A 14,148-nucleotide genomic window follows, 5' to 3' on the forward strand; every position below is an offset into this window, starting at 1 on the left:
ACCAGTTATGCCTGATGACCATAGCGAGTTGGTCCCACCCCTTCCCATCCCGAACAGGACCGTGAAACGACTTCGCGCCGATGATAGTGCTGCAACCAGTGTGAAAGTAGGTAATCGTCAGGCTTGTGTTACCCAAAGCCCCAGCTCCAACGAGCTGGGGCTTTTTGCATTGCGCTTCAGCTTTTGCACTGCACCTTCGCAACTAGCTTTATCTCATTATCGCTTTTTCCCTTCTTCTTCCGCGTCTTTAGCCTAAAAAGATCTCTCATGTTCTCAGCGTTTGGCAGTTCGAACAAGGCGCAGTAATTCCAGCGAGGCAGAATCCGCCCATGGCAGGGCCGCACAACGCCCTACGGCAGCAAAGGCGGACAGCGGTGCATGTACGGAAAGTCCAAAGATGCTTCAAATAAAACCGAACCATCCAAGCAAAGCGCCGGCTGCTAGCAAGACGAGAAGATGAAGTCGCGTTTTCCAGATGATTAGCGCGGATACGAGCGAGACAATCCATAATTTCCACTGATCGTTACCTGCGCTATTTACACTGGCAAGCGTCCAGCTTGTTGCAAGTAGTAGTGCAATGACGATGGGAGCCATACCGGACTTAAACGCACGGACTGAACGGAGTTCGCGATTCCGATATCCCCATTGAGCTGCAAGGTAGGTCATCGTGGTACTCGGTAAAAGAATTCCTACCATGGTAATCACGACGCCTAGTAATGCAGTAGACAGCCCACCTGCATTCATACCGACATTCCAGCCCATCAATGCAACGAAAAGGACGTTTGGCCCAGGCGCTGCCTGCGCAATGGCAATCGATGCGTTGAACTGGCTAGCCGTAAGCCATTGATGTTCATCGACGAGAAAGCGATGCATTTCTGAAGTTGTGGAAATTGCTCCGCCAATCGACAGTAAGGACAAGAGCATGTACTGTCCAAACAGACTGAGCCAATCCATTAACTCAAGATGAAGTGATGGGGGCAAGTTCATGGATTCATCTTTCGATAGGTCAGAAAGCAGGTAAGACTTCCCAAGACAGGTAAAACGGCGACCAAGGGGAAGCGCAGTAAAGCAACGGCGATAAAGCCAAGGAGACAAAAAGCGATCACAAGCCCTCTGCCAAGAGGATGATTTTTAAGTGTGGTGGCCAGTTTTAGGCCGGTGGCGCCGATTAAACCAGCCGCTACGGCACCCATTCCACGTAGTGCGCCAGCAATCTCGGGATTGTCGGCGAACTGGTCATAAATGACTGCAAGAACTAGCAAAAGCAGAAGAGGGACAAGAATCATTCCGCCCAAGGCGGCGAGTGCGCCGCGTAAACCAAAATAGCGGCCACCGATCACGAGTGCGAGGTTGACGACGTTCGGTCCGGGCATGATCTGTGCGACTGCCCATTCCTCAATAAACTCCTCTCTCGTCAGCCAACGCTTGCGTTCCACAAGATTTTGTTGGATCACTGCCAATACTCCGCCAAACCCCTGTAATGCGATAAAGGTAAAGGAAAGGAAAAGGTCGGACGACGACTTGGGCTGATTGCGAGTCACAGAATCTTTTGGAGGCATGATGATGCGGCGAAGAGGCCGTAATTGCGAGTATCCTTCATTCTAATCAAACGTCGCTCCTCGCTCGAGCCTTCAATTTCCAACCGACGCTTTCAAAAGCGCCATATCCATTATGGCTCCGTTCTATTCTTAATCAGAAGCATCTATAAGAGTCGCAATCGCCGGTAGGATATCGAAAGAATGCCGATCGCAGTTAAGCGATAAGAGACACCGGTTCATGTGCTTCGGTATCTCGAAACACATTTATGATGTTGTTGCTTTGTTGCCCTACTGATTGGTTACGGAAGGTGGTGCATCATCGGCAGGCAATTACATACATCGACTGCCGATGACGCACCACAGTCATATCCAAAGATGGTGGAACTACGCTGAAGGCTGCAAGGCGTTAATCAGACTTTCATACCCGGCAAATTCAAGGAGGCGGTGTTCCCACCATCGACCGGCAGCGCTTGCCCGGTCACATAACTGGCATCGTCACTGGCGAGAAAAGCGATCACTGCCGCGACCTCTTCGGGGCGCCCATAACGACGCAGTTCGCAGCGAGAGCCTAACTTGTCTTCCTTGTTAACAGCGCGCGCCCGTTCAAACACAGGCGCAGTCATTCCTGTTTCGATCAGACCGGGACAAACCGCATTGACGCGTACATTCCATTGGCCGAGGTCGCAAGCGGTAGTCATCGTCAGGTTGATCACCGCTGCTTTCGATGCGCTGTATGCGTTGCCGCCAGCACCGGAGCGAACGCCTGCTACGGATGCCGTATTGACGATAGCGCCACCGCGCTGTTCACACATGATGCGCGCGGCGTATTTGGTGAAATGGACAGCGCCCATGACATTCACAGCAAGGATTTGCTGCCAGACGCTGGTATCGGTATCTGTAATTGCAGAGTAGTCACCGCCGGAAATGCCGGCGTTATTGCACATGGCATCAATGCGTCCGAAGCGGGTGAAAACATCGCTCACACAAGCCTGCACTTCTTTCTCGCGGGAGATGTCGAGCGCGCGCGACCAGACCTTTGACGTATCAGGCAGTTGAGCTGCCAATTCGGCAAGGCCGGCATCGTTGCGGTCGACCAGTGCTACACAGGCACCTTCACGCGCTAAACGGAGTGCGGTCGCGCGACCAATACCGCTTGCGGCACCGGTGATAATGGCTACCTTGTTTTCAAAACGCATGTTGTCTCCTGTCCCAGATGATTTTCTATTTACAGGCCTGTGAGTGATTTGTTTTCAGGCAGCATTTTCCTTCTCCTGCAATTCACGCCACTGAATCTTCCCCGTCGACGACTTGGGCAAGGATTCGGCAAACTGCACGATGCGCGGACTCTTGTAGGCGGCCATATTTTGATGTGCCCATTCGACAATGTCTTGCTCGCTCACCTTGCCACGGAAGGCTTCGCGCAAGACGATCACTGCTTTCACTGTCTCGCCACGTTTGGGATCGCGGGTGCCGATTACACAGGCCTCCTGTATCGCCGGGTGCTGATACATCAGGGCTTCAACTTCAGCAGGCCATACCTTGAAACCCGATGCATTGATCATGCGCTTGAGGCGGTCGACCATGAAGAAGTAACCGTCTTCATCGGTCATGGCCAGATCGCCGGTCCGCAGGAAACGCTTGCCGTCGATCTCGACGAAAGCCTCGCGCGTACCTTCCGGGTGATTCCAGTAACCCAGCATGACGTTGGGCGCATTGACGACGATTTCACCGACCTCGCCGGGCGGCAATTCATGAAAGTCCGATGGATCGACAACCCGTGCGTCAACATCGAAGAGCGGCACGCCGAGGCACTGCTTCTTCGGTCTCTGCGGCGGATTGATATGGGTTGCAGCAATCGTTTCCGACATGCCGTAACCTTCAACGTAAGGCACACCGAATATATCGTTTAATTTTTGTGCAACCGCCTCCGGCATTGCTGCACCTCCACCACGTACGCCTCTAATACTCGAAAGGTCGTATTCACCGATCTTTGGGTTGGCGAGCAAGTCAACCACCATGGTTGAAATCACTTGCAGCGAGGTCACGCGATAACGCTGTATGCATTCCGCCGCGACTTCCCGATCCCAGCGCGGCAGCAACACAATCGTGCTGCCGAGATAGAGTGGGCCGCTCATGCTTCCCTGCATACCGGTGACATGGAAAAACGGCAGTACGGATAGCAAAGTCGCGTCTTGTTGCGTGCCAAACCACTGCATGCTTGCCACCACGCTATACATGACGCTGCGATGTGTGTGCATGCAGCCTTTGGGATTGCCAGTGGTGCCCGATGTATAAGGCATGACGCACAGATCGTCCGGGCCAGTCGTCAGCGGACCAGGCCGCAGATTTTTTGCGAGCATATCCGACCAAAGCGTTACGCCTTTGCCAGTGATAGGTTCACGCGAGGCACTGACAAACTCCGGCATCCGCAGATCGGTAGGACGCTTCAGGTAATCGGAATAGGCGGCCAGGATAACTTGCTCTAGTCCGTCACCGAGCAGCGGAGCTATCTGTGCATACAGATCCTGAGGTACGATCGCCGTGGTTGCGCCGGTATCGGACACGTAGTGACGCAACTCGCTGGTACGATTCATGGGATTGACAGGAACAACGACGGCGTTCGCCCGCAAGATACCGTAGTAGGCAAGAATAAACTGTGGGCTGTTCTGCAGGTAGAGCAACACGCGATCGCCTTGCTTTACCTTGCACTCCTGCTGCAGGAAACCGGCAATGCGCTCCGTCTCATCGCGGAATTCCGCAAAGGTGATTGGCGTATCGTAAAACAGGATATATGGTTTATCGGGGAAACGTGTCGCAGACACTTCCACGTTATAGTAAAGATTGGTCTGCGGCACCGTCAGGTGTTTCGGCAGGGTGCTTGGCCAGAATGCCAGATGGCGGTCGGACATGGTGTTCTTCAATAAACAGTTAATGCGGCGTGATGCAGGATGGCGAGGCTCGGCGTGATCGCTTCCACTTACACCGCACTGATGCCGCCATCCACAGCAATGGCCTGGCCGGTGATATGGCGTGACGCTTCCGAGGCGAGAAATACGACGACGCCTTTCAGGTCTTCGTCACCGCCGATACGATGCAGGGGTGCTCGTGCAATGACGGACTCAGCAACCTTCTCCAGCAAGCCAGCCGACATCTTGGAAGGGAAAAAGCCAGGGCAGATCGCATTCACATTGATATTGTACTTTCCCCATTCGGACGCGAGAGAGCGAGTGAAGTTGACGACGGCACCTTTTGATGTGTGGTACGCGATCGTGTTGACGTTGACGGCGCTGCCACGTAATCCGGCGACAGAAGCAATGTTGAGTATCTTGCCGGACTTTCTCGGGATCATGCTGCGCTTCGCGACTTCACGTGCCACAAAAAACAAAGAATCGACATTCAACCCCAACACCTTGCGCCATGCTTCGTCGGGGTACTCTTCAGCAGGTGCGCTCCAGGTTGCGCCAGCATTGTTCACCAGGATGTCGATGGCGCCAAAACGCTGCATGACCTGATCCACCATGCCAGGAATCTGGCCGGAGTTAGACAAGTCGTTGACGACAGTCAGCACTTCATATCCCATCTGCTCAAGATGAGACTTTGCCTCGGCTAATTCATCCGCTTTGCGCGCTGTCAGAGCGAGCTTGCATCCCATTTCACCGAGCGCTTCAGCCATCTGCAATCCCAGCCCGCGAGAACCACCGGTAATCAAGGCGATACGACCTTCAAGGCTGAATAATTGCTTGACGCTCATCATGTGTCTCCTGGGAAATTTGCAAAACGTACTTTGTATGGAACATGGTGGTGCAATTGCGAACTGGCTGTGTTGTCACTACTCGTTCTTATACGTTTGTAGAACTAAGCAACTTAGGAAATACAGCAAGGGCTTACCATTAAACTGTTCTGCATAGCGAAACAATGTTCTGATTTTAATTATCGTAACAGCCCAGCTGGCGGCTGTAAAGAGAACCAATTGAGTTCCACTTGGCGCGGAAATGCCGAACTTTTCGCAGGAAAACCCCGATCTTTCCTAGACTAAATAAAAATGGAAACTACATGGTTTGATACCGAGCAACAGATCGGAACGAAGTTTCGCATATCGAAACCTTATCTCTAGCTAACCCTTTTCGATCGTTTTAGGTTCTTCCCTTTCAAGCAGTTTGTCCCAATTGTCATGGCGTTCACGGCGCTCCTGCCTGTAGTTGGTGATTTCAAGGCGCAGCCCATCCGGATCGGAGAAAAACGTCGCCCAATAATCAGGCGCATATTCCGGAAAGTGTTTTGCCGGATGTGCGTCCACTCCGGCTTCCTTCAACGCTTTAGCCGCATTGATAACATCGTCGATTGAATTAACACGCAGACAAAGATGATGTACACCGGGCGCGTAGTTATCATGTTTCCGTGCAGTCCGCGCCGGACGCAGCACATAGCCGAAATGTCGATTGAAATACTGAATGTGCGGATCACCTTTCAGCGTGAATGAGTTTTTATGGAAACCCAGCGTCGTCATTGCCCGGTCGTAAAACAGTTCTGAGCGCCGCAAGTCGGAAACAGCGATGTAGATATGGTCTAGTCCAGCAACCTCAAACATGGGCATTCCTCCTGAAGAATTGGCAAGCCATGATACCGTGACGGACAACGCAGTTTCTGGATGAACTTTCCTTCAAGCCGGTCCCTGGAGCGACGCCAGGAGTGGCGTAATGATCTGCGCCAGGTCGATCGCCATCACCTGGTACACATCCGCTGTCGGATGTACGCCATCTGGAATACTGGTACCCCCCTTTTCCCGTAGCAAACGCTGCACGAGACTGTATGCATCCGACAGCGGTAGCTGCAACTCATGGGCTACCTCACGGATGACGCGTGCACTGGCCGCCACTCCGCGATCAAGCTCAGTACCAGTAATAGTAGGGTTTGGTGTCTGCAGCACGACTGTCTTGCCGGCATGCAGAGCGGTGATCGTCAACTCTTGTAGTGCCTGCTTGAAGTCCGCCGGCGATTCCCCGTTGTACGGCTCGTTAATTCCACGGTTCAGTACGATGATGGATGCTCGGCTATTCTGCATCTGGCGACGCCACGGGTGCATATGCTTGCCGTCACTGCCTGTAAGCAATTGGCGCGCCGTGGTTGCCGGGACACCCTCATTGACAACGCAAGTATGAGGCAGCAGCCGCTGTAAAAAAGTAGGAATATCCTGTCCATAGGGCAAACCCCAGCCGGTCATGGTTGATTCGCCATAGGCCGCGATAACGATTACCCGAGCTGCAAAGGACTTCGCACCATGGTCGCGGAGTCCTTCGTCGTGCGGCATTGCAGGAGTCACAGAATGCGGTTAAACCACAGCATTGACAGCATCGCTGATAGTAACGCAAAGAATGCGGCGACCGCTGCAAACAGCGCCGTGATTTCGGTTTCCTTGCGCTCCAGCGTCAGCTTGGAGTTGAGCATTTTGTATACCTTGGCCAGGTCGTCCGCGGTGCCGGCATAGAAATATTCCGCTCCGGTCGAGGTGGCGATTTTTTTCAGTGAGTCTTCATCAAGCCGCACATGCATGGACCAGCCCTCGCCGGCAACGACTTCTCCTTCGATTGTGCCGATACCTACCGTAAACACACGAACACCGCGCTCCGCTGCCATCTTGGAGGATTCGATGGGATCCGGACCGGTCGTGGTCTGACCATCAGTCAACAGAATGATCGCCGCCGAGGTGTACGACCCTGGTTGGACGGGTTTGACGTCCGCGCGCCTTTCCTTTGATCTCTCACCAATGGCACGTGCCTCGCTGTAGTCTTTTTCTGCAGGACGTGGGTCGGACGAGTTGAGATTGAACTCGATCTCGGGAAAGATAGCTTTCAACGAGACCAAAATTCCACTGCCTATCGCGGTAGCACGTTGCAACTGGATGCGATCAATCGCGGCAAGAATGTCTTGCCGGTTTTCCGTGGGTGGTTGGGTCAATGCCGCAGTGCCGGCGAAGGTAACAACGCCTACTCGCGTATTGCGTGGCTGCTGCTCGACGAAGCCACGCACTGCAGCCTGTGCCGCTGCAATACGGGTTGGCGTCACATCGCTTGCACGCATGCTGCCCGATACATCAATGGCAAGAATGACGGTCTCATATTGCGACGGCAAGGTGACGAGGGCAGCCGGGCGTGCTACGGCTAGCAACATTACCGTCAAGGCGACCAAAAACAGCAAGGGTGGCAAATGGCGACGGAGCTGCTGCGAGCGTCCCATTGCTTCCTTGACGGTAGAGAGACCAGCATAACGTACCGCATGCTTCTTTTTCCTGCGAAGCATCAGCCAGTACGTAACTATGAGTAGTGGCACACATAACAGGAACCACAGGAAACCAGGCCAGATAAAAGTCATCTTCGCCCCATATGCATCGGCAGCGAGCCTCCCGCCATCAGGCGACTACGGCCCTTGCGCAGTTCGGAAAATCGGACTAGCGCGTCCACTACCATGTCTTCAGTCGACAGTTCAAGCACATCGACTCCGGCATTGGCAAATGCTTCATGCAAGGCTTCCTCGCGCCGTGTTACAGCAGCGCTGAAGCGTGAGCGGAAAGCGTGATCGTGCGTATCCACCAATAGCTGTTCATCGGTCTCCGAATCCTGCATGGTCAGCAGGCCGAGATCGGGTAACTCCATTTCGAGAGGATCGTACAAGCGCATGGCAAGTACGTCGTGCCGCTGCGTTAACATGGCCAGGGCTTTTTCCCAGCCAGGCTGGGAGATGAAGTCGGAAATCACAAACACCAGTGATCGCCTTTTCATGACTTGCGCCGATGTCTTCAGCAAATCCTCCAACCGCGTCGCTCCGGAATGCACCAGCCGGTCGCGTGCCATCATCCTGTGAAGGATTTGCAATACATGGCGTCTGCCGCTGCCGGACGGAATCACCGTGTCCACGCTGCCTCCATAAAACAGGGCGCCAACGCGGTTTCCATGCCTTGTCAACATGCTCGACAGCAAGCCCACCACTTCAGCCGCCTGCGAACGCTTGGTCACCTCTTGCGATCCGAAATCTTCGGAAGCGCTCAGATCGAGCAAAAACCAGGCGGTGACATCCCGTTCTTCATAATACTCCCGCACATAGGGAGTCTGCATGCGCGCGGTGACGTTCCAGTCTATATGTCTTACATCGTCTTCATAATGGTATTCGCGCAAGTCGGCCAGATCCATGCCGAGTCCACGAAACAGGGTGTGGTAATCCCCATGCAACATCCCGTCGAGCTGACGTAACACTGTCAACTCGATGCGGCGGAGAACGGCTTCAGGCGTTGGCGTCAACTCGGACATGGGTTTCAAGCATCCTTTCAGGAGCGGGTATGTGTTTCATGATGCGACGGATGATGTGATCAGGTGTAATCGCATCCGCCAGTGCTTCATAAGAAAGCGCAAGCCGATGGCGCAAGACATCCGGTACCAGGTCGCTGACGTCTTCAGGTCGTACATGGTTTCGGCCACGCAGGAGCGCAAGTGCACGTGCACCTTCAACCAGGTAGATCGATGCACGAGGGCTGGCGCCGCATGTCAGGTAGTGCGCCAGATTGGGAACGTTGTAGCGGTCCGGATCACGTGTGGCCGCGACCAGTCGCACGGCATAGTGAACCAGAGAAGGATCCACATAGCATTCGCGACATTGCTGCTGCAGGCGTGCCAGTTGCTCGGTGCTGGTCACCGCCGCAATGTCGGGGGCAGGGCCGGTCACGCGATTCACGATGACGAATTCTTCTTCCTCGGTTGGGTAGTCGACCAGCACTTTCATCATGAAGCGGTCGACCTGGGCCTCTGGAAGTGGATAAGTACCTTCTGTTTCGATTGGGTTCTGCGTTGCCATGACCAGGAAAGGCATCGGCACCCTATGCGTATCGCCGGCGATCGTTACCTGTCCTTCCTGCATGACTTCCAGCAATGCGCTCTGTACCTTGGCTGGCGCACGATTGATTTCGTCGGCAAGGATCAGGTTGGCAAAAACCGGTCCGAGCGATGTCGTGAATTCGCCGGATTTCTGATTGTAGATACGGGTGCCAATCAGGTCCGCAGGCACCAGGTCCGGGGTGAACTGAATACGCTTGAAGCTCCCCTGTATGGTGCGCGCCAGCGTTTTGACGGTCAGCGTCTTGGCTAGTCCAGGCACACCTTCCACTAGCAGATGGCCGCGTGCAAGAATTGCCACCAGTACCCGTTCCAGAAAATGATCCTGGCCGACCACAATGCGCTTGACCTCGTAGAGCACCTGCTCCATCTGGCGTGATACTTCGGTACTGACCTTGTCTCTGTCTTCCATGAGCTCCTGCCTGTTCAATATGAATGGTTCGTTACGGTTTCAGAATGGTGCTTCACCTGCAGCAGCTGCGGCGGTTTCAATCGGGACAGCGAAACCGATCCCAATAAACGACCCTTGTGGGTTCGGGCTCAAGATTGCGGTAACGATACCGACCACCTCGCCATTCATGGTGATCAGCGGGCCACCCGAGTTGCCCGGATTGGCCGCTGCATCGAACTGAATCAGGTTCGCAAGCACCCGTTTTTCGTCTTCGGAGTGATAACTGCGCTTGAGACCCGAAACAATGCCGGACGATGCGGACGGACCGATGTTGAATGGAAATCCCACCGCAACCACCTTGTCGCCCACGGCAAGCCCTTGTGTCGAGCGCAAGGTTGCAGGAATTAAATCGTCAGGTATGGTGGTGGCCTGCAATACTGCAAGATCGTTTTCAGGTTGCCTTTGTAAAATCACGGCATCGGACTTGGTGCCGTCAGCAAAGTCGATCTGGATTTTATTATCGCCTTCCACCACATGCAGATTGGTCAGGATGATGCCGCGGTCAACGATAACGACTCCTGTACCTACCCCCAGGGCTTTAGCCGGCGTCGTTTCCTTTTGACTTCCGCCAACTTGCGTGATACGCACCACAGAGGGGCGTATGCGTGCAAAGGCTTTTGCTTCTGGTGATGGCAGAATGTTCCGGTCCAGCGTGTGCATGACGGCAGCGTCGATGTCTTTCTGTGTCAGCTTCCGCTCGACCGGACGCAGTTCGGTGTACCCGTAAAACAGCAGGGCGCTTAGCAAAACAGAGGTGAATACCAGTAACAGCCGCTCATGTCTGCTGGCTAGCATGCGAATTCTGTTAAAACGACGCGGGCGCATTGCAGAATCGGAGGCGGTCGAAGCCGCCGGTGAAACAGGCGGATGCGCCTGGTCCGAAGACGGAGGCGCTTGTGAATGCAATTGCGATGCAGGACGGCCCGGTGCGGCGGACGCGGCCGTATCGACGCGACGAGTCCGGGATGACTTGCTGTAAAGGGGATTCTTTTTCATCTGGTGCCCATCGCCTGCGGCCACCTTCTCCTGGACTGGCATGTCGCACGCCACGACGGCGGACAACAGCAGACTGTGTGTAACCGTGTTTCGTAGACGCCGGCACGGGGAATTTGTTTCGTCGTGACGGCACTTGTAACGAATTTATACCGGCGAAAAATACATCATTTGTCTCAACGCAAAAGAACCGGTCGGATACATATCGAACAAAGCCGATTGCGAAATCGATGCCATAGGGAACTGAGAGGAATCGACCAACGCGAAACCACTCCGCCACCTGCAAGCTGCGGCATCCCATGTAACAATAAGCCCGACGAACGTAGCGTGTCATATAAATCAAATGGAGACGGATCATGCAAGAGTGGAATAATTTTTATATCAATGGCAAATGGACTGCCCCATCCGGCAAGGGAAAAATCGACGTCATCAATGCATCGACCGAAGAGGTAATGGCGACTATTCCTGAAGGCGACGAGCACGACGCCGATGCAGCAGTCACTGCAGCGCGGGCAGCGTTCGATCACTGGAGCAATACGCCACCCGCTGAACGCGGCGCCTTGCTGAAAAAAGTGCAGGAAGGCATGAAGGCGCGTAGCGATGAACTTGCGAAAGTCATTGCCGCGGAAGTCGGCATGCCGCTCAAGCTGGCCGGGCTGATACAGGTTGGATCACCGATTGCGAACTTTGGCTATTACGCCAAAATGGCCAGCGAATTCCAATGGTCGGAAACCACCGGCAACTCGCGCGTGGTACGCGAGCCGGTCGGGGTGGTAGCTTGCATTACACCCTGGAACTATCCTCTCCATCAGATTGCAGCGAAAGTAGCCGCAGCCCTGGCTGCAGGGTGCACCGTGGTTCTCAAGCCCTCGGAAGTGGCACCCGTGAATGCTTTCATCCTGGCCGAAGTTATCGACGCCGCAGGTTTACCGCCCGGCGTTTTCAATTTGATTAGCGGTACCGGCCCGGTCGCGGGTGAAGCCCTGGTTCGCCACCCGGACGTCGATATGGTGTCGTTCACCGGGTCAACGCGGGCCGGCAAACGTATTTCCGAGGTCGCGGCGGCCACCGTCAAACGCGTCGCGCTGGAGCTCGGCGGGAAATCCGCCTCCGTGATCCTCGATGATGCGGACCTTCCCACGGCAGTGAAAGGAACCATCAATGCCTGCTTCCTTAATAGCGGCCAGACCTGTTCGGCCCACACGCGCATGCTGGTGCCGGAATCGCGGTATGAAGAAGTGGCAAAGCTTGCTGTGGAAGCGGCATCGGCGTTTACCGTTGGCGATCCGTTTGGCGGCAGCGCAAAACTGGGGCCACTGATTTCCGAAGCGCAGCGCGAACGCGTACGCAATTACATTCGCAAGGGAATGGAAGAGGGAGCGGAATTGCTGTGCGGCGGCCCCGATGCACCGGCAGATCTACCGAAGGGATATTACGTCAAGCCGACTGTATTCGGCCGCGTGAAACCCGACAGTACGATCGCACAGGAGGAAATCTTCGGACCGGTCTTGTCGATCATTACCTACCGCGACGAAGAAGAGGCGGTGCGTATCGCCAACGGAACTCCATATGGCCTGGCTGGGGGCGTATGGGCGGGGTCGGACGAGCGCGCCCAGCAGTTGGCGAAGCGCTTACGTACCGGCCAGGTCGATATCAACGGTGGCGGCTTTAACCTGTTCGCTCCTTTTGGCGGGTACAAGCAATCTGGACGCGGACGTGAAATGGGGCCATACGGCATGGAAGAATTTCTGGAATACAAATCGCTGCAGTTCAAGCCTAACGCACCGGCCTTGGCCCCGACGGCGCCTTACTGAAATGGTAAGCGGTGCGCATCATTCGTACCGATGCACACCGCATTCGTCATTTCCAGGCGTTGAGGGCTAAGGGCTGACAGCGAAGGCCAGGCGAATCACCTTGGCCTCACTTCGACGACATCATAGTATCCCGGTGACCGGAATCGTTATGCGGATCCGAAGGCCGCCAGTCGGATTGTTCGAGAGCTTCATGAGCCCATGATGGCGTCGTACGATACGGTCCACAATCGCCAGCCCAAGCCCGGCACCGTTGGCTTGCCCGCGCGCAGTGTCAAGTCGCGTAAACGGGCGCAGCAGCCTTTCCATTTCCTCTTCGGGCACTCCCGGCCCACGGTCGGCAATTTCGATGACAGCCATGCTTGCCTGGGCCTTGCAGGCGATGTCAATGCACGTCAGGTCGCTCTCCGGTGTCTTGCCATAGCGTCGGGCGTTTTCGATCAGGTTGTTGACGACCCGGCGCAGGTCAGTCACGTTGCCGAAAACATTGACGTCATCGGCAATGCTGGATGTCACCTTCACGTCGGGTAGGCGTTCGGCTTCATGTGCGCAATCGCGCAGGAGCGCGCTCAGGTCCACGCTTGCGACGGGAGACTTGTCGGAGGGCTTGGCATACTCAAGAAACTGGCCAATGATCTCGTCCATCTGTGCGAGATCCGACTGCATGCCCTGGCGGGCATCATCCGGTAATTTTGCCATTTCCAGTTCGAGCTGCATGCGTGCCAGCGGTGTGCGGAGATCATGCGAAATACCTGCCAGGATTACCGCGCGATCCGATTCGACACGGTCAAGATCGGCCACCATCTGATTGAAGCTGCGATTGGCCTCGCGGATTTCCGCCGGGCCTCTTTCGGGGAGGGGGAGCGGCTTCTGTCCTTTCGCAATATAGCGTGTTGCGGTGGTGATACGCGCCAGTGGCTGATTGATCAGCCTCGAGATGAATACCGCACCAAACAGTGACAGCACCAGCGTCGTGGTGCCCAATCCGAGCCATTGGACGCTCGACACGCCTTCGATGCGCTCCCGGTCCAGGCGCAGCCAGTATTCATCCTCGTCGATCTTGAAGCTCACCCAGAAGCCTGCGACATCATTGACCCTGCCGGCAAACTTAGTGTCCTTGCCTAATCTCGCCTTGACACTTTCTTCCAGCACCGGCATCAGGCCACTATCAGGCGGCGGCTTGACCACATCAGTTTCTTCCAGCGGGTAAATCCGGATGCCTTCGTTGCTGGCGAGATCGAATAGCAATTCGCGACGCAAGTCCGGGGCAGAGTGGGTCAGGGCGGCACGGGTGATCGTTACGATGGAAATCACCTGTGCCGCCATTTGCTGAGCACGTGGCGTGCGTTCGACAATACGAAAGCTCGCCACCCAGGCCATGATGCTGACGGCAATCAGGAAAGCGAGCAGGAAGAAGGTACGCCAGAACAGGCCGCTTCTAAGCCAGTTAAGGCGGTTTCCGATAAGGGGAATCA

The 14,148-nt window shown here is 55.0% G+C and carries 13 protein-coding genes and 1 rRNA gene; 2 read left to right on the forward strand and 12 right to left on the reverse strand.

Going from position 1 to position 14,148, the window contains the following annotated elements; translation table 11 throughout:
* Nucleotides 1–10 precede the first annotated feature (10 nt).
* Nucleotides 11–123, forward strand: a 5S ribosomal RNA gene (gene rrf, locus ACFQUU_RS20615).
* Between the two features lie 279 nt (nt 124–402).
* Here rrf and ACFQUU_RS20620 read toward each other — a convergent pair.
* The 11 genes from ACFQUU_RS20620 to ACFQUU_RS20670 all read right to left on the reverse strand — a co-directional run bounded on the left by ACFQUU_RS20620 (nt 403) and on the right by ACFQUU_RS20670 (nt 10,865).
* Entirely contained in the window at nt 403–987 is a 585-nt protein-coding gene (locus tag ACFQUU_RS20620; RefSeq protein WP_382249999.1) for a chromate transporter, read from the reverse strand.
* Nucleotides 984–1,559: a chromate transporter gene (locus tag ACFQUU_RS20625; protein WP_382250000.1), complete on the reverse strand. Its 576-nt coding sequence runs from the start codon at nt 1,557–1,559 to the stop codon at nt 984–986. Before ACFQUU_RS20625 ends, ACFQUU_RS20620 begins: the two co-directional genes overlap by 4 nt.
* 389 nt (nt 1,560–1,948) lie before the next feature.
* The gene (locus ACFQUU_RS20630) at nt 1,949–2,734 is read right to left on the reverse strand and encodes an SDR family NAD(P)-dependent oxidoreductase (RefSeq protein ID WP_382250001.1); all 786 of its coding nucleotides are present in this window, start codon (nt 2,732–2,734) and stop codon (nt 1,949–1,951) included.
* Nucleotides 2,735–2,788: 54 nt separating this feature from the next.
* Nucleotides 2,789–4,447, reverse strand: a complete 1,659-nt coding sequence (locus ACFQUU_RS20635) for a long-chain fatty acid--CoA ligase (protein ID WP_382250002.1) — start codon at nt 4,445–4,447, stop codon at nt 2,789–2,791.
* A gap of 68 nt (nt 4,448–4,515) precedes the next feature.
* Nucleotides 4,516–5,289: an SDR family oxidoreductase gene (locus tag ACFQUU_RS20640; RefSeq protein ID WP_382250080.1), complete on the reverse strand. Its 774-nt coding sequence runs from the start codon at nt 5,287–5,289 to the stop codon at nt 4,516–4,518.
* A gap of 363 nt (nt 5,290–5,652) precedes the next feature.
* Nucleotides 5,653–6,126, reverse strand: coding sequence for a VOC family protein (locus ACFQUU_RS20645; RefSeq protein WP_382250003.1), 474 nt, complete (start codon nt 6,124–6,126; stop codon nt 5,653–5,655).
* A gap of 72 nt (nt 6,127–6,198) precedes the next feature.
* Nucleotides 6,199–6,846 (reverse strand): SGNH/GDSL hydrolase family protein, encoded by a 648-nt coding sequence (locus ACFQUU_RS20650; RefSeq protein ID WP_382250004.1) that lies wholly within the window; start codon nt 6,844–6,846, stop codon nt 6,199–6,201.
* 8 nt (nt 6,847–6,854) lie between these two features.
* Nucleotides 6,855–7,907, reverse strand: coding sequence for a VWA domain-containing protein (locus tag ACFQUU_RS20655; protein ID WP_382250005.1), 1,053 nt, complete (start codon nt 7,905–7,907; stop codon nt 6,855–6,857).
* Nucleotides 7,904–8,839 carry a DUF58 domain-containing protein gene (locus tag ACFQUU_RS20660; RefSeq protein ID WP_382250006.1) on the reverse strand — a complete coding sequence of 312 codons (936 nt, stop codon included), beginning with the start codon at nt 8,837–8,839 and terminating at the stop codon, nt 7,904–7,906. The genes ACFQUU_RS20655 and ACFQUU_RS20660 overlap by 4 nt, the downstream gene beginning before the upstream one ends.
* A complete protein-coding gene (locus tag ACFQUU_RS20665; protein WP_382250007.1) occupies nt 8,814–9,830 on the reverse strand; it encodes an AAA family ATPase in 1,017 nt (338 codons plus the stop codon). Before ACFQUU_RS20665 ends, ACFQUU_RS20660 begins: the two co-directional genes overlap by 26 nt.
* A 39-nt stretch (nt 9,831–9,869) precedes the next feature.
* Complete coding sequence (locus ACFQUU_RS20670) at nt 9,870–10,865, reverse strand: S1C family serine protease (protein WP_382250081.1); 996 nt, start codon at nt 10,863–10,865, stop codon at nt 9,870–9,872.
* Between the two features lie 353 nt (nt 10,866–11,218).
* On the opposite strand from ACFQUU_RS20670, the gene ACFQUU_RS20675 reads away from it, so the two are divergent.
* Nucleotides 11,219–12,676 carry an aldehyde dehydrogenase family protein gene (locus tag ACFQUU_RS20675; RefSeq protein ID WP_382250008.1) on the forward strand — a complete coding sequence of 486 codons (1,458 nt, stop codon included), beginning with the start codon at nt 11,219–11,221 and terminating at the stop codon, nt 12,674–12,676.
* 120 nt (nt 12,677–12,796) lie between these two features.
* On the opposite strand, the gene ACFQUU_RS20680 is transcribed toward ACFQUU_RS20675, so the two are convergent.
* Entirely contained in the window at nt 12,797–14,146 is a 1,350-nt protein-coding gene (locus ACFQUU_RS20680; RefSeq protein ID WP_382250082.1) for an ATP-binding protein, read from the reverse strand.
* Nucleotides 14,147–14,148: the final 2 nt, after the last annotated feature.

Source organism: Herbaspirillum sp. GCM10030257, assembly GCF_042666555.1.
Classification (GTDB): Bacteria; Pseudomonadota; Gammaproteobacteria; order Burkholderiales; family Burkholderiaceae_D; genus Noviherbaspirillum.

Bases quoted from the DNA above. Each gene is read 5' to 3' on its own strand.
- ACFQUU_RS20675 (WP_382250008.1), top strand. From the start codon at position 11,219: ATGCAAGAGTGGAATAATTTTTATATCAATGGCAAATGGACTGCCCCA.
- ACFQUU_RS20640 (WP_382250080.1), bottom strand. From the start codon at position 5,289: ATGAGCGTCAAGCAATTATTCAGCCTTGAAGGTCGTATCGCCTTGATT.
- ACFQUU_RS20625 (WP_382250000.1), bottom strand. From the start codon at position 1,559: ATGCCTCCAAAAGATTCTGTGACTCGCAATCAGCCCAAGTCGTCGTCC.
- ACFQUU_RS20645 (WP_382250003.1), bottom strand. From the start codon at position 6,126: ATGTTTGAGGTTGCTGGACTAGACCATATCTACATCGCTGTTTCCGAC.
- ACFQUU_RS20635 (WP_382250002.1), bottom strand. From the start codon at position 4,447: ATGTCCGACCGCCATCTGGCATTCTGGCCAAGCACCCTGCCGAAACAC.
- ACFQUU_RS20620 (WP_382249999.1), bottom strand. From the start codon at position 987: ATGAACTTGCCCCCATCACTTCATCTTGAGTTAATGGATTGGCTCAGT.
- ACFQUU_RS20650 (WP_382250004.1), bottom strand. From the start codon at position 6,846: ATGCCGCACGACGAAGGACTCCGCGACCATGGTGCGAAGTCCTTTGCA.
- ACFQUU_RS20665 (WP_382250007.1), bottom strand. From the start codon at position 9,830: ATGGAAGACAGAGACAAGGTCAGTACCGAAGTATCACGCCAGATGGAG.
- ACFQUU_RS20670 (WP_382250081.1), bottom strand. From the start codon at position 10,865: ATGAAAAAGAATCCCCTTTACAGCAAGTCATCCCGGACTCGTCGCGTC.
- ACFQUU_RS20630 (WP_382250001.1), bottom strand. From the start codon at position 2,734: ATGCGTTTTGAAAACAAGGTAGCCATTATCACCGGTGCCGCAAGCGGT.
- ACFQUU_RS20660 (WP_382250006.1), bottom strand. From the start codon at position 8,839: ATGTCCGAGTTGACGCCAACGCCTGAAGCCGTTCTCCGCCGCATCGAG.
- ACFQUU_RS20655 (WP_382250005.1), bottom strand. From the start codon at position 7,907: ATGACTTTTATCTGGCCTGGTTTCCTGTGGTTCCTGTTATGTGTGCCA.